Annotated in this window: 18 protein-coding genes; 5 read left to right on the forward strand and 13 right to left on the reverse strand. The window is 61.2% G+C overall.

What is annotated here, in order from left to right:
- Positions 1 to 7: 7 nt before the first annotated feature.
- Together R4P64_RS10645 and R4P64_RS10650 are read left to right on the forward strand one after the other, a co-directional pair.
- Positions 8 to 187 (forward strand): hypothetical protein, encoded by a 180-nt coding sequence (locus R4P64_RS10645; RefSeq protein ID WP_371851322.1) that lies wholly within the window; start codon positions 8 to 10, stop codon positions 185 to 187.
- A gap of 116 nt (positions 188 to 303) precedes the next feature.
- The gene (locus R4P64_RS10650; protein ID WP_275586642.1) at positions 304 to 1,779 is read left to right on the forward strand and encodes a trehalose-6-phosphate synthase; all 1,476 of its coding nucleotides are present in this window, start codon (positions 304 to 306) and stop codon (positions 1,777 to 1,779) included.
- 72 nt (positions 1,780 to 1,851) lie between these two features.
- On the opposite strand, the gene R4P64_RS10655 is transcribed toward R4P64_RS10650, so the two are convergent.
- The 12 genes from R4P64_RS10655 to R4P64_RS10710 form a co-directional block, all read right to left on the reverse strand.
- The gene (locus R4P64_RS10655) at positions 1,852 to 2,316 is read right to left on the reverse strand and encodes a twin-arginine translocation pathway signal (RefSeq protein ID WP_230590044.1); all 465 of its coding nucleotides are present in this window, start codon (positions 2,314 to 2,316) and stop codon (positions 1,852 to 1,854) included.
- Between the two features lie 80 nt (positions 2,317 to 2,396).
- Positions 2,397 to 3,179, reverse strand: coding sequence for a hypothetical protein (locus tag R4P64_RS10660; protein ID WP_116102276.1), 783 nt, complete (start codon positions 3,177 to 3,179; stop codon positions 2,397 to 2,399).
- The gene (locus R4P64_RS10665) at positions 3,179 to 4,576 is read right to left on the reverse strand and encodes an MCE family protein (RefSeq protein ID WP_033232285.1); all 1,398 of its coding nucleotides are present in this window, start codon (positions 4,574 to 4,576) and stop codon (positions 3,179 to 3,181) included. The genes R4P64_RS10660 and R4P64_RS10665 overlap by 1 nt, the downstream gene beginning before the upstream one ends.
- Positions 4,573 to 5,814, reverse strand: coding sequence for an MCE family protein (locus R4P64_RS10670; protein ID WP_033232286.1), 1,242 nt, complete (start codon positions 5,812 to 5,814; stop codon positions 4,573 to 4,575). Before R4P64_RS10670 ends, R4P64_RS10665 begins: the two co-directional genes overlap by 4 nt.
- A complete protein-coding gene (locus tag R4P64_RS10675; RefSeq protein WP_095888277.1) occupies positions 5,814 to 7,115 on the reverse strand; it encodes an MCE family protein in 1,302 nt (433 codons plus the stop codon). The genes R4P64_RS10670 and R4P64_RS10675 overlap by 1 nt, the downstream gene beginning before the upstream one ends.
- Positions 7,112 to 8,170: an MCE family protein gene (locus tag R4P64_RS10680; protein ID WP_033232289.1), complete on the reverse strand. Its 1,059-nt coding sequence runs from the start codon at positions 8,168 to 8,170 to the stop codon at positions 7,112 to 7,114. The genes R4P64_RS10675 and R4P64_RS10680 overlap by 4 nt, the downstream gene beginning before the upstream one ends.
- Positions 8,167 to 9,186, reverse strand: coding sequence for an MCE family protein (locus R4P64_RS10685; protein ID WP_033232291.1), 1,020 nt, complete (start codon positions 9,184 to 9,186; stop codon positions 8,167 to 8,169). Before R4P64_RS10685 ends, R4P64_RS10680 begins: the two co-directional genes overlap by 4 nt.
- The gene (locus R4P64_RS10690; RefSeq protein ID WP_033232292.1) at positions 9,186 to 10,367 is read right to left on the reverse strand and encodes an MCE family protein; all 1,182 of its coding nucleotides are present in this window, start codon (positions 10,365 to 10,367) and stop codon (positions 9,186 to 9,188) included. The genes R4P64_RS10685 and R4P64_RS10690 overlap by 1 nt, the downstream gene beginning before the upstream one ends.
- Before the next feature lie 12 nt (positions 10,368 to 10,379).
- Positions 10,380 to 11,231, reverse strand: a complete 852-nt coding sequence (locus R4P64_RS10695; RefSeq protein WP_095888276.1) for an MlaE family ABC transporter permease — start codon at positions 11,229 to 11,231, stop codon at positions 10,380 to 10,382.
- Positions 11,232 to 11,286: 55 nt separating this feature from the next.
- Entirely contained in the window at positions 11,287 to 12,051 is a 765-nt protein-coding gene (locus tag R4P64_RS10700; protein WP_033232294.1) for an MlaE family ABC transporter permease, read from the reverse strand.
- A 479-nt stretch (positions 12,052 to 12,530) separates the two neighbouring features.
- Complete coding sequence (locus R4P64_RS10705; RefSeq protein WP_045068701.1) at positions 12,531 to 13,448, reverse strand: 3-oxoacyl-ACP reductase; 918 nt, start codon at positions 13,446 to 13,448, stop codon at positions 12,531 to 12,533.
- 111 nt (positions 13,449 to 13,559) lie between these two features.
- The gene (locus tag R4P64_RS10710; protein WP_033232296.1) at positions 13,560 to 13,751 is read right to left on the reverse strand and encodes a ferredoxin; all 192 of its coding nucleotides are present in this window, start codon (positions 13,749 to 13,751) and stop codon (positions 13,560 to 13,562) included.
- 245 nt (positions 13,752 to 13,996) lie between these two features.
- On the opposite strand from R4P64_RS10710, the gene R4P64_RS10715 reads away from it, so the two are divergent.
- The 3 genes from R4P64_RS10715 (at position 13,997) to R4P64_RS10725 (ending at position 18,025) form a co-directional block, all read left to right on the forward strand.
- On the forward strand, positions 13,997 to 15,178 hold the full coding sequence (locus R4P64_RS10715; protein ID WP_045068700.1) for an acyl-CoA dehydrogenase family protein: 1,182 nt from the start codon (positions 13,997 to 13,999) through the stop codon (positions 15,176 to 15,178).
- Positions 15,179 to 15,192: 14 nt separating this feature from the next.
- On the forward strand, positions 15,193 to 16,314 hold the full coding sequence (locus R4P64_RS10720) for an acyl-CoA dehydrogenase family protein (protein WP_317820695.1): 1,122 nt from the start codon (positions 15,193 to 15,195) through the stop codon (positions 16,312 to 16,314).
- Positions 16,315 to 16,390: 76 nt separating this feature from the next.
- Positions 16,391 to 18,025, forward strand: coding sequence for a long-chain-fatty-acid--CoA ligase (locus R4P64_RS10725; RefSeq protein WP_317820696.1), 1,635 nt, complete (start codon positions 16,391 to 16,393; stop codon positions 18,023 to 18,025).
- 15 nt (positions 18,026 to 18,040) lie between these two features.
- Here the strand turns inward: R4P64_RS10725 and nagB are convergent, their stop codons facing one another.
- The gene (gene nagB, locus R4P64_RS10730) at positions 18,041 to 18,820 is read right to left on the reverse strand and encodes a glucosamine-6-phosphate deaminase (RefSeq protein WP_033232300.1); all 780 of its coding nucleotides are present in this window, start codon (positions 18,818 to 18,820) and stop codon (positions 18,041 to 18,043) included.
- Positions 18,821 to 18,830 lie beyond the last annotated feature (10 nt).

An 18,830-nucleotide genomic window follows, 5' to 3' on the forward strand; every position in this document is an offset into this window, starting at 1 on the left:
GAACATGATGTCTGAGAAGACGACCGTCGAAGCCGAAGTCGAGATCCCGGACGAGGAAATCGAGACTGTAGCCGAGGAAACCGCCCGTATGGCACAGCGCGTTGTCGCTGCGTACGCGGAAGACGCCGACGAGTGCAGGATGCTGCTCTCGATGCTCGGAATCAGCCCCGTCAGCAAGCTCGACTGAATCTCGATCGAGTCTCTCACCTATACCTAACGAGAAGGAACCACGTGTCTGTCAGTCCGGAATCGGCCAGCTCAATCCCCTCTGACGACGCAGTTGCTCTCTCCGCAGAGAAGACCGTGTCCGGGCAGGCCGAGTTCGTCGTAGTAGCGAACCGCCTGCCCGTCGACCTGGAGCGGTTGCCAGACGGTTCCACAAGATGGAAGCGCAGTCCCGGTGGTTTGGTCACCGCTCTCGAACCGATCTTGCGTAGCAAGCAAGGTGCGTGGGTCGGCTGGGCCGGTGTTGCCGACGCCGACATGGACCCCATTGTCGAAGACGGACTGGAGCTGTACCCGGTACCGCTCAGCGCCACCGAGATCAACGAGTACTACGAAGGCTTCTCCAACGCGACGCTCTGGCCGCTCTATCACGACGTCATCGTCAAGCCCGAGTACCACCGCGAATGGTGGAACGCGTACGTCGAGATCAACCGCCGCTTCGCCGAAGCCACCGCCAAGGCTGCGGCGCACGGCGCGACGGTCTGGATCCAGGACTACCAACTTCAACTCGTACCGAAGATGCTGCGGATGCTGCGCCCCGACCTCACCATCGGGTTCTTCCTGCACATTCCGTTCCCGCCGGTCGAACTGTTCATGCAGATGCCGTGGCGAACCGAGATCATCGAAGGCCTCCTCGGCGCCGACCTCATCGGTTTCCACCTTCCCGGCGGCGCACAGAACTTCCTCTTCCTCGCCAGGCGTCTTGCGGGACAACAAACTTCACGCGGCAACGTCGGCGTGCGCTCCAAACTTGGTGTTGTGCAGGTGGGTTTCCGCACCGTCCGCGTCGGCGCGTTCCCCATCTCCATCGACTCCGGCAAGCTCGACGAGCGATCACGCTCCAAGGCAATTCGCGACCGCGCCAAGCAGATTCGCAAAGAAATCGGCAACCCCAAGAAGATCATGCTCGGCGTCGACCGCCTCGATTACACCAAGGGCATCGACGTTCGGTTGAACGCACTGCACGAACTACTCATCGACGGACGGATAGATCCAGCCGATACCGTCATGATCCAGTTGGCAACTCCAAGCCGCGAGCGCGTCGAAAGCTACGTCCAGATGCGCGGTGACATCGAGCAGATGGTCTCGCGCATCAACGGCGAGTTCAGTGAAGTCGGCCGCCCTGTTGTCCACTACATCCACCGACCGGTCGACCGTGACGAACTCATTGCGTTTTTTGTTGCCGCCGACCTCATGTTGGTCACCCCGCTTCGCGACGGCATGAACCTGGTTGCCAAGGAATACGTAGCGTGCCGCAGCGATCTGGGCGGCGCTCTACTGCTCAGCGAATTCACCGGTGCGGCAGCAGAATTGCGTCAGGCATTCCTGTGCAACCCCCATGACCTCGACGACGTCAAGGACTCCATGGTGGAAGCACTGAACCAGCCGAAGGAAGACGGACGACGCCACATGCGCGCCCTGCGCCGTCAGGTACTCACTCATGACGTGGACCGTTGGGCTCACTCGTTCCTCGACGCTCTCGCGCACGGCGGCGCTGCGGGGCCGGCACTGATCGCACCGGACGAGAACCACGAAATCGACGACAACAACTGAGTACGCCGGCATGAAACAACCCGGCCGAGGGGACTCCCTCGGCCGGGTTGTTTCATGTCGAGCATGTGTCGATCAGAACGGCTGAACGCTATTCACCAACCAGCGACCATCCTGCTTCTCCAGCCCCATCTTGACGCGGCTGCCACTGGCGACTGCCTCCGGCGAATCCTTCGACGTCGTAATCTGATTGAGGAAGAGCATCGTGGTGGCGGTATCCGGTGCGGCATCGAGAACTGCCGCGCCCTGTACGACAACCTGGACGGTCAGCGCCTTCTCCTGCGCGCCGGGAATGATGACCGACTCGATCAACTCGGTGAACTGATTCTGGAAATCACCGGTCAATCCTTCTGTTGCCGAGTGCAATTGCTGATCGACATTGTTGTGGTCGTACTGGAACATCGCGACTGCCTGGTCCGAGGACACTTGCACCACTTCTTCTCTGGTGTTGTCCGTGGCCGCGAGATCCCGAGTTCCGTCCGGACCGAAGTACAGATACGCCGACAAGCCTGCCAGTGCAATCGCCAGCGCGCTGATCACGCACAAGACGATGGTTAATGGTGACACGCGCGCGGACGTCGTGCCTGTAGCTGTAGTTGCTGGGTCTGTCGTCTCCGGGGTCATGGCACAAACTCCACATTCGAGGCAAGGAGCTGCCCGTCGGTATCGCACATGGTGATTCGCAGGCGATAGTTGCGTTCCTCGGGCTCGGGTTGCTCCGCGTTTTTCTGCATTGCACGCACCGCGACGAGCGAGGTTCCACAATCGCCGTCGATCTTTTCCAACCCGGCTTCGAGGATCTCGCCGTCCGTCTGGACGCCTACCTGTCCGAGAACGTCGACAAACGAGTCCTTACGTCCGTCGAGTTGCGATTGAAATTCCTCGGTGGTGCCGGCCAAGAACTTGTCGAGGTCTGCGCCCGCAGTTTCCGAATGCAGAGTCGTCAGGTTGAGCGCTGTGGTCCGCGCACCGGCGATATATGCAGACCGTTCTTCCTCAGCGCTGGAGGCCTTGCTGCGATCCACCAAGAGCAGTACAGACACCACCGCAAACACCAGCGCGACAATGGATGCCAGGACTATCCCGCCGACCAACTTCCGGGACTTCGGTGGCGTTGTTGCCGGAACCGAAGGTTCGGAATCCGGTGACACCGCCGCAGGCGCCTTCGGCTCTTCAGCCTGCGACTTCGGTGCACTGACACTCGCTTCGGTTTTGGTCAGTGCGACAGGTTGTTCAACCGGTTTCTCACTGGGCACTGGCTTTTCACTGGGCACTGCCGTTTCACTGGGCACTGCCGTTTCACTGGAAACTACCGTCGACGCTGCGTCTGTATCGGCGCCGGTCGGTCCGGCGCTCCGGGACGCGCGACGGCGCACCCGCTGCTTGGGTTCTTCTTCGTTCATCAACCTTGCTGACCCTTCATGAACTCTTCGAGACTGATGTCTCCGCCGGCACCGAGTTTCGGCTGCGAGTACGTCCTCCCGTCGGGTCCTATGTACGTGCCTGTAGTCGGATCGTACCGACGTGCGGTGACGCCAGGTTCCGACGCATAGGAACTGGGGGTCGCGGTGATCGGTTGCGGCGGCCCGGTCTGCGGATTGGTGCCCAGGGGCTCGTAACCGGTCCGGCACTGTTCCACTGTCGCGGCGCGGCGCCCCGGGAATTCCGCGCACGGCAGGTTGCGTGCACCGCGCACGGCGATCGGCGAGTCCTGGGCTATGCGGCAGAACAGATCCGACGGAGTTGCGATCGGTGATTCGTCTGCGGGACTGCGCCACTCCTCGGCGGGGAGGAATCCTGTGGTGCACGGCGGCGGATCGTTGACTTCGAGGTGGAAGTCGACCAAGGCGCCATCCGCGGGGTTTCCGGAGCCGGCGACCGTAACGAGCGCTGCCGACAGCGGTGGGTAGATCACAAGGATCTGCTCGATTGCGTTGTTGTACAACACCCCGACCTCACCGACGGACACCAGGTTCGCCAAAAGGATCGGCAACGTGGGCTGAAGATCCTGGAGAAGTGCATTGGCCTCGGACGCCGCTGCCGGGCCCTTCTGGATAATCGCCCGCAGATCCGGGTCACTGGCTCGCAGCTGATCCGTGAAGGTCACCAGATCGCTTGTCCACGAACGGATGGCGTCGCTGCTGACAATCTGGGTGTCGAGCAGCGGTCCGGCCTGCTCGATCAGCGTCTTGGTGGCGTCGGAGTTGTTGTTCGCTTCTTCGACGAACAGGCGAGCCGAGTCGATCAGCTTCTGCAGATCCGGTCCCGCACCGTTGAACGCCTTGAAGGATTCGTCGATGACGGTCTTGAGTTTTGTGTCGGAGATGCTCTGCAGCAACAGATCTGCCTGATCGAGTAACGCGCCGACATCCTGGGGCACGGAACTGCGGTCAACCGGTATGACGGAGCCGTTCTCCAGATGACCGGATACGACGATGGCACCGGAGGAGTCGGTGTGCGGGATCAGATCGACAAACTGCTCGCCGATCGCGGACACGCTTTTGACCACGGCGTCGACGTCAGCCGGAATCTCGACTCCGCTGTCCATGGACAACTGGGCGTTCACACCGGTTTGCGACAACTCGACGGCCTTCACGACGCCGACGCTCTGGCCGCGGTACGTCACATTGGAGTTCTTGTACAACCCACCGGTGGACGGTAATTCGACGGTGACGGCGTAGCGTCCGATCCCGATCATCGCTGGAACACGTACGTATTGTGTTGCCATCACGACCAGACCGATAACGGTCAATACCGCGAAGATGACAAGCTGGATGCGGACGAACTTTGTGAGCATCATGGTGCTGGTGCCCCCTGAGGAAGTCCTGGAATGGTGATCGGCGGAAGTCCCGGGATCGTGATGGTGTTCGGGTCCGCCGCGGGAGCCTCTGCTGCCGGAGCCGGAGCTGCGGGAGCCGGAGCTGCGGCCGGCCTGAGTGGATCACTCAACGGGTTGCCTGCCTGCCCGCCCAGCCCCGCTTGCGTGCCGAGAACACCTTCCGGGCCCCCTAGGGAACCTGCCAGCGGTGTACCGGTGAGGAAGTTCGCGTCGAGTCGCGGCAGCGTCAAGTCGATGGTCATGGCCAGGTTGGCGTAATCGCCTCGAATGACGTTGTCGATTCCGTTTTGCGGGAACGGGAACGTGAGCAGAACCCCGAGCACCTGCGTCAGCGCATTACCGGAATCGGCAAGTGCTTTCAGAGTTGGCGACAGCGACCGAACATTGGTGGCAAAATCCTCGCCGCTTTCGTTGATGACGCGACTGGCCACCTCACTCAGGCCGCCGAGGGACGTCAACGCGTTGGTGATGTCCTGACGTTGTGCCACCAGGATGTCCAGTGCCGGGGGGATTCCGTCGAGCGCCTTGTTCAGAGTGTCACGTTGCGCCTCGACGGTGTACGACAGCCGGTCGATACCTTCCATCGCCGAAATGATGTCTCCGCGTTGCTTGTCGAGGCTTCCGACGAGCTGATCGAGTTGCGGGAGCAAGTCGCGAACAGCATCCTCTCGCCCGATGAGTGCCGCGTTCAATTCCGTGGTGATGTCCTGCACCTGTGCTAGTCCGCCACCGTTCAGTACGACGGACAACGAAGACAGCGTCTGCTCGGTGGTCGGGTAGGCACCCGCTCGTTCGAGGGGAATGACGTCGCCGGCCTCGAGACGCCCCTCCGGCGCCTCCTCGACCGGCGGAGCCAGTTCGATGTGCTGCGATCCGAGCAAACTGGTCTGCCCGATCTTCGCGGTCGCGTTGGCGGGCAACTCGACCTCGGGGTTGAGCGACACCGTCACCAGAGCATGCCAGCCCTGGACCTCGATATTGGAGACGCTCCCCACGGCCACGTCGTCCACCCGGACGGGTGAATTCTGCGACAGGGTTGTGACATTGGGCATCTCGATCTGAACCTCGTACGACCCCTCGCCTCGGCCCTGGGTGCCGGGCATCGGCACGGAGTTCAGCCCGTTCCATTCACAACCACTGGCGCCGAGAGCAACGCCGACGGCTAACGTCACCACTACTGCTTTACCTCTGGCGCGCATCAGTTGCCTCCCCCCATGTTGAAGAGTTCGGTGAGGTCCTTGGGCACGGACGGCATCGGCACGCCGTTCAACGGATCTGCTGCCGCCTGCGGGGCCGACGCGGCCTGACCCGGACTTGCCGCCGCTTCCAAACCGGGCTCCGTGTACACGATCTGGTCCGGGAAGGCCTGGACTCCGGAGACCGGGTTGAAGAGGAATCCCGGGTAATTCATGATGAGCGTGCTGAGCACCGGGCCGAGATACTCCTTACACAGGTCGGCACTTCTCTCAGCTGGACCGGTATCGATGGCTTGAATGGATCCGCAGATCCACTGAATCGGATTCTTGAAGTTACTCAGTGCAATTGCACCGGTCATGCTGCCCTGCGCCGGCTTGTAGATCTGGTAGAAGTTGGCCAGCGATGTCGGGCCCGAGTGGAGCACCTGTTCGATCTCGGGGCGCTTGTCGGTCAGGACCTGGGTCGCGTCGGCCAACCGCGCCACCGATTCGCTCAGAGCTGCCTGATTGTCGTTGACAAACCGCTGGACGTCACCCACCGCGAGGTCAAGATCGCTGAGGGCCGTGCCCAATTCGTCGGAGCTGCTTGCGAGAACACTGCTGACCGAAGCGAGATGTCCGCTGAATTGCACGATCTGCTCGTTGCTCGAGGACAGCGCGGTGACAAACGCCTGCAGGTTACGGATGGTGGAGAAGAGATCCGTCCGGCCTTCAGACAGTGTGTGCATGGTGGCGGACAACTCGCGCAACGTCATCCGAATGGATTCTCCGTTGCCCTCGAGGTTGTCGCCGAGCGTATTGATGAAGCGTCCCAATGAACCTTCGTCGTCGATACCTTCCGGGCCTAGTGCCTCGGAGAGTTTGGCAAGTTCCGTTTTGATCTCGTCCCACTCGACCGGGACCGCGGTGCGTTCGATCGGAATAACGCCACCGTCTGGCATCTGGTCACCACCGGAATACACCGGGGTCAGCTGAACGAACCGCGCAGAAACGAGGCTCTGCGCGACGATGAGAGCCTGAGCGTCCGCTGGTACGTCGACGCCGCGGTCGACAGCCATCTCGACGTAGGTGTCCTGATCTCGAGGCTCGATCTTCGTGACCTTGCCGACGTTGACGCCGAGTACGCGGACGACGTCGCCTTCGTACAGTCCCGTCGTGGACACGAAGTGGGCGGAGATCTTGGTCTTGCCCAGTCCCGGAATCAGAAGGTAAGCCGCGGCCGCGACGAGTAGCACGACCAGCGCCGCAGCGCCGATCAGTACCCACTTATTACGCGAGCCGGTGGAGGCTGTTGTGTCGGTCATTCTCCTGGCCCCCTGATCGTCGGCGGAATCCCGGGAAAGAAGTCCTCGAGATCCGACGGAATTTGTTCGGGATCAACGCTGCTGTCCACCAGGGTCTTCCACCAGTTACTGGGAAGAATGTTGATGATGAAGGCGTCGAAGAACGGTCCGCTTGCCACGGTCTCGCCGAGTGCCGTGATGTACGGGCCGAGGCCGTCGAGCGCGCCGGAGATGTTGTCCTTGTTGTTCTGAAGAACCTCGGCAACAGAATTCAGCTTCTCGAGGGTGGGACCCATCTGGGCCTCGTTCTCCACAACCAACCCCGAGAGCTGACGTGATACCGCTGAGGTGTTGACGATCAGCTCACTGATCGCGTCACGGCGCAAGCTCAGCTCACCGAACAGCTTGTTTCCGTCCACCAGCAGAGAGTCGATCTGCCCGCTGCGATCCGCGAGAATCTTGGTGACGTCCTCAGCGCGCGAGAGCAATTGGAGCAAACTTTCGTCTCGCGCGTTGATGCTCTGCGAGAGCCGAGTCATGCCGTCGAGGGCTCCCCGCAACTCCGGCGGGGTGTCGGCAAGCGTATCCGAGATCGCGTTGAGAGAATCGTTGATCTGTTCTGTGTCGAGTTCCGCCGCGGTGGTACCGAGATCCCCGAGTGCTTCGTTGAGTGAGTACGGAGAGTTGGTGCGTTCCAAGGGGATCGGCGTACCGGTGCGCAACAGCCCCGGCCCCTCGGACCGAACGGCCAGCGACTTGCGGCCAAGCACGGTATTCGTCTTGATGTCGGCTGACGTCTGTTCTCCGAGTGCAATGCCGTCCTGGACGGTGAAGGTGACCAGCACGCTTTGATCGTCGAGTTCGACCTCGCTGACCTTGCCGACGTTGACGCCGGCCAGCGTCACGTTGTCACCGGCAACCAAACCGCCTGCGTCGGCGAAGTAAGCGGAGTGCCGGATACCGCCGGACAGGAACTGGAGCTGATCGTATTGCAGTGTGGCACCGACCGTCGCGACAGCCAGGACCAGACCGACGACGCCGATCTGTACGGGATTTCGTTCACGGGCAGGACTCATTGTGTCTTCGCGCACCTTCCCGTGGTCTGTACTGCCGTGGGCAGGACGATCGTGGTTCCGTCCGGGCCGGAGAATTTGAAGGTGTTGGCGCACAGATAGAACTGGAAGAACGAACCGTAGGTTCCGACGCGGATCAGCTTCTGGTAGTCCGAGGGCAGACGCGCGAGTGCGGTGTTGATGTCTTCCTTGCCCAGATCGAGTTGTGTCATCGTGCGGTTGGTTTCACCGATCAACGTCTGAATGTCCGGACGGGTAGCTCCCAGTAGCGCCGCAAGATCCCCTGTTGCACCCGCGATTTCGGTGATCGAATTTGCGATCGGACCGCTGTCCTGCGCCAGACCACTCACCAACTGCTGGAGTTGATCGATCGTGGTGGAGAACTGATCGCCCTTGTCGTTGATCGTCCCGAGAACGTCGTTGAGATTGGTGATCACGTCACCGATCAACTGGTCGCGATCCGCGAGCGTATTGGTGAACGAATTGGTGTTTCCCAGAAGAGAAACCAGAGTTCCGCCCTGGCCTTGCAGGACATGAAGCAGCGCTCCTGACAGATCGTTGACTTGCTGAGGATCCAGCGCGCGCAGGAGCGGCTTGAAACCACCGAGCAACAGATCCAGGTCCAGAGCGGGCGATGTCTGATCAACCGGAATCGAACCGCCTGACGACAAAGATTCGGTCGAACCGGTGCCTTCCAGTAGCTCCATGTAGCGATCGCCGACCAGGTTCTCGTAGCGGACCGTCGCTTTGGTGCTCTTCATCAACGAGTACTGAGTATCGACGTCGAAGCTGACTTCAGCCTGGTTGGAATCATCGATGGACACGCCCGTCACGGATCCGACCGGAACACCGGCGATCCGCACCTTGTCGCCGGACTTCAGACCGGAAACATCGGCGAACGTGGCGTGAAAACCGTTGCTACTGCTGAATCGCACCTGACTGAACACGATGGCCAGTCCGGCAAAAATCACCGACATGACGAGTGTGAAGATCAAGAGCTTTACCGTTGTCGGTCTCATCACTCCCCGTCCTGTTCGTAAGAGTCCCCGAAGAGGAACTGGAAGATCGTCGGAACCGTCACCTCGAACTCCGTGTTGGGCACGAACGGCACGTTTCCGGTGTTGGTGACCGCAAACGGGGCCTTACCGTCGACCTTCGGATCGAAGGTGGGGAAGCCGTAACAATTCGGGCCGCCCGATGCGGCAACCTTGGGAAGGGACTCCGGATTGGTGTACGCCTTTGCACCCCACATGAAGCTCGCACTGAGCATCAACGCCGCTTTGTCACCGGTGCCGGCCATCGGCTCGAATTTGATGCGCCCGTCGTTCAATCCGACGAGGAAGCACGTCAGACCGGGTGAGTATTCCTCGAGCAGCGTCGTGGTTGCCGTCAGGGTGTCCAGGGACGTGGTGAGGTCCTGCTCGTTGTCGGTCAGCAAGGCGTTACCGGTGTTGGCGAGGCCGGTGATGTTGAGCAACAGCAGATCCAGGTTGGCCTGCTCGGCCACGATGGAACCACTTGTAGTGGTTGCGTTGTCGAGGATGCGCAGTAGGTCCGGTGCCACGTCCGCGTACAGGTTGGTGACCGTGGCCGCGCTCGCCAGATCCTCTTGCAGTTGCGGCAATGTGGGATTCATCTTCTGCAAGTAGGTGTCGCCCAATTCGAGAACCTCGCCGAGTGCTTCGCCGCGGCCGTTGAGTGCCGTCGAAATAGCACCGAGTGTTGCGTTCAGCTTTTCCGGCTCGACCTGGGCCAGTACCTCCGAAAGATGTTCGAACACACTGTTGAACTCGACGGTCACGCTGTCGGAGGTAATGACCGCACCTTCTTGAATGGGCTGTGTCGACGGATCGTCCGGGATGACGATGTTGACGTACTTGGCTCCGAAGACGGTGGTGGACTTGATCTCCACGCCGGCGTTGGACGGAATCTTCGACATCTGGTCGGGATACATCGCCAGTTGCAGACTCGCTTGATCTCCGTCGAGGGAAATCGATTCGACGCTGCCCACCTGCACGCCGCGCAATTTCACCTTGGCGTCCGGTTCCATGACAAGACCGGCGCGAGCGGACATCACGGTGATGGGGGTGCTCTCGGTGAAGCCGCCCGCAAACATGGTGAGTGCGACGGCCACGATTGCCGCGAGTCCGAGGATCAAACCGGCCGCGGCAAGTTTCTTGTGCCACCTGGGAACTGTCATTCTCTCCGTCCCCTATCCCGACAAGTTGAAGTTGCCGGACCCACCGTAAATGGCGAGTGAGATGAGCAGGGTGACGGTGACAACCGCAATCAGTGAGGCGCGCACCGCATTACCCACGGCGACGCCGACGCCGACCGGGCCGCCGGTCGCGTTGAAGCCGTAGTAGGTGTGAATCAACATGACCGCTAGGGCCATGACTATCGCTTGCGCAAACGACCACAATATGTCCGTGGGTATCAGAAAGGTTGTGAAGTAATGGTCGTACACACCGCCGGACTGGTTGTACAGGAACACCGTCGCGAAACGGCTGGCCATGAACGACGCAATCACTGCCAGCGAGTACAACGGGATGATGGCGATCATGCCGGCCATGACACGGGTGCTGACCAGATACGGGATGGACGGGATGGCCATCGTCTCCAGGGCGTCGATCTCCTCCGACACACGCATCGCTCCGAGTTGCGCGGTGGAGCCGGCACCGATGGTGGCGGCCAAACCGATTCCCGCGATGACGGGTGCGGCGATACGAACGTTGATGAACGCTGCGAAGAATCCTGTCAGTGCCTCGACGCCGATGTTGCCGAGCGAGCTGTAGCCCTGCACGGCGATGGTGGCTCCGGTGAAGAGAGTCAGGAAGCCGACGATCACGACGGTGCCACCGATGACGGCCAGTGCTCCGGTTCCCATGCTGATCTCGGCGATCAAGCGAAGTGTCTCGCGTGGGTAGCGCATCAAAGCCTTTGGTGCATGCCCGATCGCTTTCGCGAAGAACAGTGCCTGATCACCGATGCTGTCGACGCCGCGAGAGACGGATCGAATCTGCCGCCGAGTTCGCGGGAAACGCCCTGCTGCTGCCAATGCCATCAGTACGCCTCCCGTCCGTCGTGGTGTGTCACAGTTCTCCTGCTCGCCGTGCGCCTCATCCGGCCGTCAACTTGATACCGATGGTGGTGATGAGCACATTGACGACGAACAGCGCCATGAAGGCGAACACGACGGTCTGGTTGACGGCGTCGCCGACGCTCTTGGCGCCGCCCTTGACGTTGAGCCCGAGATACGAGGCGACAAGTCCGGCGATCATGCCGAAGAGTCCAGCCTTGACCATCGAGAGCATCAGCTCGCCGAATCCGGTCAGCAAGGTGATGCCGTTGACAAATGCTCCGGGGTTGACGTCCTGGATGAATACCGAGAACACAAAACCGCCGAGGATGCCGATGGTAATGACCAGGCCGTTGAGCAGCAGGGCCACTCCGGTGGACGCAAGCACCCGAGGCACAACAAGCCGCTGGATCGGATTGATGCCGAGCACTCTCATCGCGTCGATTTCTTCGCGGATGGTACGGGCGGAGAGGTCCGCGCAGATTGCGGTGGCGCCGGCACCGGCGACGATGAGGACTGTCACGATGGGGCCGACCTGTGTGACGGTGCCGAGCGCGGCTCCCGCACCGCTGAGGTCGGCAGCGCCGATCTCCCGCAGCAGGATGTTGATGGTGAAGCTGACGAGCACGGTGAACGGGATGGCGACCAGCACGGTGGGGACCATCGAGACCCGGGCTACGAACCAGGCCTGATCGATGAATTCCTGACGCTGGAAGGGACGAGAAAAGACTGCCCGCAAGGTTTCCGCTGACATCTGAAAGAAGCCACCGACCGCCCGTAATGGCACCTCGACGAGGTCTACCATCCGTCCTCCTCGTCTCTTGTTGCCGCAACACTGTCTGTTTGCATAGTCCAGCCCCCGACAGCTTGTGACTCAGGTCATATTAACTAGAACGTGTTCACCTGTCAAAAACGGGCGCATATCACCGGGAATAGCCAAATTTCACGACCGGGAAACCCTGCATCGAACACACCTCACATTGTCCGCCATTTGCGGCCAAATGATCGAAATATCATGCAAATTAATACTTTTGGTGGATGATCGACATCGGCGATGCCGTCAACAATCAGAAAACGCGCACTCCGTTCGCGGGTTCTACCACCCTGTCCATGACGCGCGAAATTAGAACACAGTCCACTTTTTTGAAGACCGACAGTCTCGCATTCGCGACAAATCAGTCATTCGGACATGTGACCATGCTCTTTCTACCAAAAAACACGACGACAACGGCGATATCTGTGAATTCGAGTTTCGTGTCGTGGGCAAGCCGGCAGCAACCCGCGTCAGCCCAACTCCCGAAGAGCTGCAGAAGCCGAGAACATCGTGGCGGGATCCCGGTCGGCAAAGTAATCACCGATCGCGACGGACAACGACTCGGGCGACCAGGCCGCCCCGTCGGCGTCGAACCGCCGCTCCACCACGGGCGCCGCCATCAGCGCGACCATGGGGCCGTAGACGATAAAGACCTGACCGTTGACTGCGTCTGCTGCCGGCGATGCCAGATACGACACCAACGACGCCACATGCTCGGGTGAGAGCGGATCGATGCCCTCGTCCGGCGCGTCACCGAAAACACCCTCGGTCATCGACGTCCGTGCCCGTGGGCAGATGGCATTGGCGCGCACCCCGTATCGAGACAACCCGCGAGCGGCGGAGAGAGTCAGCGCCGTGATGCCCGCTTTGGCGGCACCGTAATTCGGCTGACCTTCCGGCCCCAGCAATCCCGCTTCGGACGACGTATTGACGATGCGCCCGTATACCGGCGCGCCGGCTTCCTTCGACTTTGTGCGCCAATACGCAGCGGCGTTGCGGCACAACAGAAAATGTCCACGCAGATGGACTTCGAGTACCAGATCCCAGTCTTCGTCGGACATGTTGAACAGCATCCGATCGCGGACGACTCCGGCGTTGTTGACTACGATGTCGACACTGCCGAACTGGCCTTGCGCCTTCTCCATGAGCGCGTCCGCCGTGGAACGTTCGCCGACATTGCCGGCAACAAATTCGACCTTGGCGCCCAGGCTACGAATCTCGTCGAGAGTTGCTTCGACGGCCTCGTTCGGCGCCAGATCGTTGACAACCACCGACGCGCCGGCTTTCGCCAGGGCGATGGCCTCGAACTTTCCGAGTCCCGATCCGGCACCGGTCACGATGGCGACCTTGCCTTCGAGACTGGTGTCCTCGCTCTTCACAGCATTCATCGACGCGTTCTCCCAGTTCTGTGCGATCGTGAACCCGACCGTCTCGGCAGAGCCTGTCGGGCCTCACGACTTCGCAACTTTAGAACGTGTTCCTGTTTTGGGCAATAGCCCTCACGGATGTTCCGTCAATGCGGCGCGTGGGCACTGGGCGATCGCGGAACGAACATCCTCCCAGCGATCCTCCGGTGGACGCGCCGAACTGATCACCAACTCCTCGTTGTCGTCGAGGTCGAAAATATCGGGGGCGATACCGACGCAGACTCCGTTGGCCTCACAACGGTCCAGATCAACCCTGACCTCCATGGGTATTCCTCTTCTCTACTCACACATTTGGGCGCCACAGACTAGTGGAGAAACGGGCATCGCAGGGCTGCGCTCCGCACCGTTCCTGCCATAACACTAGAACCTGTTCCACCTCGTGTGCAATGATTCGGAAAAGTAGCAGAAACGAGTGCCTGGATTCGCCCACGTGCGTGCCACGCCCGGAGAACCTGCCTATAGAACCTGTGCCAGATAGTCGATTTGTATCTCTACTTCGAGAGGCAACCATGCACATCACCTACACACCTGAGCAACAAGCGCTTCAGGAGGAGTTGCGCGCGTACTTTGCTCAACTGATGACCCCGGCTCGCCGCGAAGCCCTCGCAGCCACCACCGGCGAGTACGGCGAAGGAAACGTCTACCGCGAGGTTGTGGCACAGATGGGCCAGGACGGCTGGCTCACGCTCGGCTGGCCCAAGGAGTACGGCGGGCAGGAACGATCCGCCATGGACCAGCTGATCTTCACCGACGAAGCTGCGATCGCCGGAGCGCCGGTGCCCTTCCTGACCATCAACTCCGTGGCCCCGACAATCATGCATTTCGGCACCGAGGAGCAGAAGGCATTCTTCTTGCCGAAGATCTCGCGCGGCGAACTGCATTTTGCCATCGGGTATTCCGAGCCCGGAGCCGGAACCGACCTGGCATCGCTGCGCACATCCGCCGTCAAGGACGGCGACGACTACATCATCAACGGCCAGAAGATGTGGACAAGCCTCATCCAGTACGCGGACTACATCTGGCTCGCCTGCCGCACCGATCCGGAAGCCAAGAAGCACAAGGGAATCAGCATGCTGATCGTCCCCACCACCGCCGAAGGATTCTCCTACACGCCGGTGCACACCATGGCCGGACCGGACACCAGCGCCACCTACTACCAGGATGTGCGTGTTCCGGCGTCGTCGATCGTCGGTGAGGAACACGGCGGCTGGGGCCTGATCACCAATCAGCTCAATCACGAACGTGTTGCGCTTACCTCGGCCGGTCCGATTCTGACGGCGCAGCGCGAGGTCCGCGAGTGGGCCCAGAACACCAAGCTTCCCGACGGCCGACGCATGATCGATCAGGAATGGGTGCAGATCAACCTGGCGCGGGTGCATGCCAAGGCCGAGTACCTGAAACTGATGAACTGGGAAATCGCGTCGACCACCGATCACGCTCCTGGCCCGGAAGCGGCGTCGGCCAATAAGGTGTTCGGCACCGAATTCGCCACCGAGGCTTACCGATTGCTGATGGAAATCCTCGGAACGTCGGCCGTCATCCGGCAGAACTCCCCCGGCGCGGTCCTACGTGGACGAATCGAACGGATGCACCGTTCCTCGTTGATCCTGACGTTCGGCGGCGGCACAAACGAAGTGCAGCGCGACATCATCGGTATGACGGCCCTGGGCTTGCCGCCCTCAAAGCGATAAGGACACCTCGCGACATGGATTTCACCTTCACCGAGGCCCAGAACGATCTGGCCGGCCTCACCCGCGGAATTGTCAACGAACTGGTCACCAACGACCGCCTCCGTGAACTCGACGCAGCGCAGGACCGCACCGACCGTACGCTGTGGGCGGCGCTCGCATCGTCCGGCGTTCTCAGCGCAGCCTTGCCGGAATCGGTGGGCGGAGACGGATTTGGCGTGCTCGAGCAGTGCAGCATTCTTGTCGAATTGGGCCGGGCTGTTGCGCCGGTGCCGTATCTGACGTCCATCGTGTCGTCCGCCGCCGCGATCGCGGAATTCGGCGACGACACCCAGCGCGCCGACTGGGCTGCGCCCGCAGCACGCGGCGAGAAGATCCTGACAGCAGCGCTGTCCGAAGAATGGGGCGACAATCCGGCTCTCCCGTTCACGCGTGCGAACCGAACGGAAACCGGTTGGGAGCTGACCGGCACGAAGATCGTGGTCGACAGCGCACCGATAGCCGACCTCTTCCTGGTCCCCGCAAGCACCGACGACGGTGTTGTCGTGTTCCTGGTGCAGCCGGGCGACGTCGGTGTCAGTGTCACAAGGCAGTCGATAGTCGACTTCGGCAGCGCAGGCCAGGTCGATCTCGATGCGGTCCAACTACCGGACGACCGGGTGCTCGGCTCGGTGGCTCAGGGCTCCGAGATCAGCGAATGGATCGTCGAACGTGCCCGACTCGGTTCCAGCGCATACCAATACGGTGTACTCGATCAGGCCCTGAAATTGACCGCGGAATACGCGCGCGAGCGAGTCCAGTTCGGTCGCCCGATCGGCAGCTTCCAGGCTGTGGCTCAACGACTGGCCGACGGGTACATCGACGTCAAGGGAGTGCGTCTGACTCTCTGGGCAGCGGCCTGGCAGCTGAGCGAATCTCTCCCTGCCAGCGAGTCCGTCAAGACCGCGAAGTTCTGGGCAGCCGACGCCGGCCATCGCGTCGCACACACCGCCGTCCACGTCCACGGCGGCGTCGGATTGGACGAGGATCACCCGATCCACCGGTACTTCCTCGCTGCCAAGCGTCACGAATTCCTGCTCGGCAACACCACCGATCTGCTGCGCAGTCTCGGTAAGGAACTCGCTGACGAGCCCGCATGAGCTTGTCTCATTAAGCGGAGTCCCACCAAGCGGAATACCCGGACCTGGTCCTCGACGAATCGGTAATGATGCAATTATGAGTGAGAGCCCCACCGTTTCAGATCTGCTCCTCGGAGTCAGTGAGATCGACTCGTACGGCATCCGATTCGAGGACCAGGCCATCACCTGGCGCGAGCATATCCAGGCGTCGTTCGACCGCGCCGCGATGCTCGATGCTGTGCTCGACCACGAGCGTCCACGACACTTCGGTTTGTTGATGGAGAACATTCCGGAGTTCTCACTGCTGTTGGGCGCCGCGGCCTTCTCCGGCACGGTGCTGGCCGGACTCAACACAACAAGGCGGGGGCCGGCGCTGGCTCGAGATGTCGCATTGGCCGACTGCCAGATCATCTTCACCGAGAACAGTCAGGCGCATCTTCTCGACGGGGTCGACCTCGGCGACGTTCGGGTAATCAACGTCGACTCGCCGGAGTGGGCGGAACTGTTGGCGCCCTTCGCCCGTTCCCCGCACAACGCCTGCGCAGTCTCTCCCAACGACCTGATGATGCTCATCTTCACCTCGGGGACCAGCGGCGATCCCAAGGCTGTTCGTTGCACGCACTCCAAGATCGCAGATCCCGCGATCATGCTCGGCGATCGATTCGAACTCGGGCCGAGCGATGTCATCTACATGGCAATGCCGATGTTCCATTCCAACGCGATCATGGCAGCGTGGGCAATCGCGTTGCACCGCAAGTGCGCAATTGCCATGCGTCGCAGGTTCTCCGCTTCGGGATTCCTCCCTGACGTCCGCAAGTACGGCATCACCTACTCCAACTACGTCGGCAAACCGCTTTCCTTCATCGCCGCGACACCCGAGCAGCCCGACGATCACGACAACACTCTGAAGATCATGTACGGCAACGAGGGTGCCGCTCCCGCAGTCGCCACGTTTGTCCGTCGCTTCGGCGCGCGCGTCATCGACGGATTCGGTTCCACCGAGGGTGGAGTGTCGATCGGCGCAGCACCTGTCCCCCGTGCCGGCACTCTGGGACTGCTCCCCGAAGGCGTGAAGATTCTTCACCCCGAAACCGGAGTTCCCTGCCCACCTGCAGAATTCGACGCGGATGGCCGGATCGTCAACGCAGACGAAGCAACCGGCGAAATGGTCAACGTGACCGGTCCGGGAGCCTTCGCCGGGTACTACAAGAACCCCGAAGCCGACGCCGAACGTATGCGCAACGGTCAGTACTGGACCGGCGACCTCGCGTACGCCGACGCCGACGGATACGTCTACTTCGCGGGGCGCAGTTCTGGGTGGCTGCGCGTCGACGGCGAGAACATCGGCGCCGCCCCCATCGAACGCGCGCTGACCGCCTACCCCGGCTTTGCGCAGGTGTCCGTCTACGCAGTCCCGGACAGCGATGTCGGCGACCGAGTGATGGCGTCGGTCATCCCGGTAGGTGATGTCAGCAACTTCGATCCCGAAGCGGTTGCTGCATACATAGATTCACGTCCTGAGCTGGGCCCGAAGCAGAAGCCCACACTCATCCGGGTCTGCAGCGAATTTCCGCGGACCGCAACCTTCAAAGTTGTCACCCGCACCCAGAGCGCGGAGCGCTGGAATACCAGCGATCCGGTCTGGATCCGTCAACGCGGTGAGGCCGAATTCCAGTTGCTCACGCCGGAGCGGGCGCTCACTCTCGAGAAAGTCACGGTCGGAGCACAGTGAAGGTGCGGCGTCGGCTCAGTAGTGTTGCGCGAGCGGCTTGTGCGCTGACACCGTCTTGTAGAACTCGGTGAGCTGAAGCTTCGACGCCGCGGCTTCGTCGACGACAACTGTTGCGTGTGGGTGCAATTGAAGAACCGATGCGGGACAGACCGCGGCGAGGGGTCCTTCGACCGCGGCGGCGATCGCGTCTGCCTTGTGTTCTCCGGTTGCGATCATCACAAGATGCCCTGCGTCGCAGATCGTTCCGAGACCCTGCGTGATGACGTGGCGCGGAACGTCGTCGAGGCTCTCGAAGAATCGTGCGTTGTCTATCCGGGTCTGTTCGGTCAACGTTTTCACCCGTGTGCGTGAGGTCAGCGACGACGTCGGCTCGTTGAATCCGATGTGGCCGTTTGCCCCGATGCCGAGGAGTTGTACATCCACCGGACCGTTGGCGGCGATCGCACGATCGTAGGCTGCGGCAGCGCCGAACGGGTCTCCGGTAGTTCCGTTCGGACTGAACACGCGAGCACTGTCGAGGTCAAGGTGATTGACCAGCTCGGTCCGGATTACCTGCGCATAGGACTCGGGGTGTCCATCCGGGAGTCCGACGTACTCGTCGAGCAGAAAAGCCTGCAGGCCGGCAAAACTCAAGCCTTCCTCGCGGTGGCGCCTCGCAAGTTCGCGGTAGACGGAGAGCGGCGACGATCCAGTTGCCAAGCCCAAAGTTCGTGCGCCGGAGCGTACTGCGTGGTCGAAGATATCGGCGACAACCGTGCCGGCTGTATCCGCGTCGTTGACGATGACAATTTCCATCGGAGTTCTT

Origin of the sequence: Rhodococcus sp. IEGM 1366 (assembly GCF_033142425.1) — a bacterium.
GTDB lineage: Bacteria > Actinomycetota > Actinomycetes > Mycobacteriales > Mycobacteriaceae > Rhodococcus_F > Rhodococcus_F globerula.

What these genes read in the sequence shown, in the direction of transcription:
- R4P64_RS10680 (WP_033232289.1), bottom strand. Translation starts at nt 8,170, where the DNA reads ATGAGTCCTGCCCGTGAACGAAATCCCGTACAGATCGGCGTCGTCGGT.
- R4P64_RS10725 (WP_317820696.1), top strand. Translation starts at nt 16,391, where the DNA reads ATGAGTGAGAGCCCCACCGTTTCAGATCTGCTCCTCGGAGTCAGTGAG.
- R4P64_RS10670 (WP_033232286.1), bottom strand. Translation starts at nt 5,814, where the DNA reads ATGCGCGCCAGAGGTAAAGCAGTAGTGGTGACGTTAGCCGTCGGCGTT.
- R4P64_RS10705 (WP_045068701.1), bottom strand. Translation starts at nt 13,448, where the DNA reads ATGAATGCTGTGAAGAGCGAGGACACCAGTCTCGAAGGCAAGGTCGCC.
- R4P64_RS10660 (WP_116102276.1), bottom strand. Translation starts at nt 3,179, where the DNA reads ATGAACGAAGAAGAACCCAAGCAGCGGGTGCGCCGTCGCGCGTCCCGG.
- R4P64_RS10645 (WP_371851322.1), top strand. Translation starts at nt 8, where the DNA reads ATGTCTGAGAAGACGACCGTCGAAGCCGAAGTCGAGATCCCGGACGAG.
- R4P64_RS10700 (WP_033232294.1), bottom strand. Translation starts at nt 12,051, where the DNA reads ATGGTAGACCTCGTCGAGGTGCCATTACGGGCGGTCGGTGGCTTCTTT.
- R4P64_RS10695 (WP_095888276.1), bottom strand. Translation starts at nt 11,231, where the DNA reads ATGGCATTGGCAGCAGCAGGGCGTTTCCCGCGAACTCGGCGGCAGATT.
- R4P64_RS10685 (WP_033232291.1), bottom strand. Translation starts at nt 9,186, where the DNA reads ATGAGACCGACAACGGTAAAGCTCTTGATCTTCACACTCGTCATGTCG.
- R4P64_RS10675 (WP_095888277.1), bottom strand. Translation starts at nt 7,115, where the DNA reads ATGACCGACACAACAGCCTCCACCGGCTCGCGTAATAAGTGGGTACTG.
- R4P64_RS10665 (WP_033232285.1), bottom strand. Translation starts at nt 4,576, where the DNA reads ATGATGCTCACAAAGTTCGTCCGCATCCAGCTTGTCATCTTCGCGGTA.
- R4P64_RS10715 (WP_045068700.1), top strand. Translation starts at nt 13,997, where the DNA reads ATGCACATCACCTACACACCTGAGCAACAAGCGCTTCAGGAGGAGTTG.
- R4P64_RS10690 (WP_033232292.1), bottom strand. Translation starts at nt 10,367, where the DNA reads ATGACAGTTCCCAGGTGGCACAAGAAACTTGCCGCGGCCGGTTTGATC.
- nagB (WP_033232300.1), bottom strand. Translation starts at nt 18,820, where the DNA reads ATGGAAATTGTCATCGTCAACGACGCGGATACAGCCGGCACGGTTGTC.
- R4P64_RS10720 (WP_317820695.1), top strand. Translation starts at nt 15,193, where the DNA reads ATGGATTTCACCTTCACCGAGGCCCAGAACGATCTGGCCGGCCTCACC.
- R4P64_RS10710 (WP_033232296.1), bottom strand. Translation starts at nt 13,751, where the DNA reads ATGGAGGTCAGGGTTGATCTGGACCGTTGTGAGGCCAACGGAGTCTGC.